The sequence below is a fragment of the Bartonella sp. CR84HXZ genome, assembly GCF_042194535.1.
Classification (GTDB): domain Bacteria; phylum Pseudomonadota; class Alphaproteobacteria; order Rhizobiales; family Rhizobiaceae; genus Bartonella; species Bartonella grahamii.
Genome location: NZ_JBHIMY010000112.1, coordinates 1 through 812 on the forward strand (window position 1 = coordinate 1; position 812 = coordinate 812).

Annotated in this window: 1 protein-coding gene and 1 pseudogene; both read right to left on the minus strand. The window is 39.4% G+C overall.

Features of this window, described 5'->3' with window-relative positions; all coding sequences use genetic code 11:
- On the minus strand, positions 1-638 hold a 638-nt coding region (locus ACFIKD_RS09665), incomplete at its 3' end, for a TrbI/VirB10 family protein (RefSeq protein WP_375647940.1).
- Positions 639-665: 27 nt separating this feature from the next.
- A pseudogene (locus tag ACFIKD_RS09670) lies at positions 666-812 on the minus strand (P-type conjugative transfer protein VirB9); the annotation flags it as partial.

Consider the following 812-nt stretch of genomic DNA (forward strand, 5'->3'; position numbering starts at 1 on the left):
CCTTTATCAAGCAAAACAACGCGCCCATTGTCAGAGAGGATATCACGGTTGATGATGCAGCTTGCAAAGCCTGGTTGGTCGCTGTTTAATGCCGTTTCTAAGATACAGGGGATAGAAGTTCCCATGGCGATGATAAAGTTTCTATTTCCCATGATCCCAGCTCTTGTACCTTCTATTTTTGTAGGCTTTAGAAGTGAGGAAAAACTTTGTGAATCATTATTAGGAGTTTCACTTATATTATTACTATAGTTATTTCTCGACATTTGAGTTGAAGAAGGGGGGGTATTGCTCGTAAAAGCCAATACGGGAGCACGTTGTGCTGCATCAAGTAAAGGATCATGTTCAACTATTTTTTCTGGGTTTTTCGCTGGGGGTGGTAGTGTAATTGGAGCAATTTTTGCTTGTGATTCAGCGGAAACTAATTCTAAGGGAGTAACTGAGTTATTAAAGTCTTGTTTTTTATGAATATTTGCCGTGTCTTTTGATGTTGGTGGTGTTGAAAATATATTCCAAAGCACATATGCGCAAAATCCTACAAAAGCTATAATAATGATTATTTTTTTTGTATCCGATTTTGATGTATTATTTTTGCCATCCCCAATAGATCCTCGATCTTCGATGCTTGATTTATCACTCATGTGTTGTCCCCTTCAATTCCCGCTTATTTAAAGATCTGATGCAACTTTACGTTCAACAGATGGTGAGGTTGTTCCGGTATTTGGATTAACGCCTTTGGGTTGATAGGCTTCGTTAAAGACGCATAGGACGTTTCTTCCCTGTCTTAGGGTGAAGCGTGCGCTAATGGCATGGAC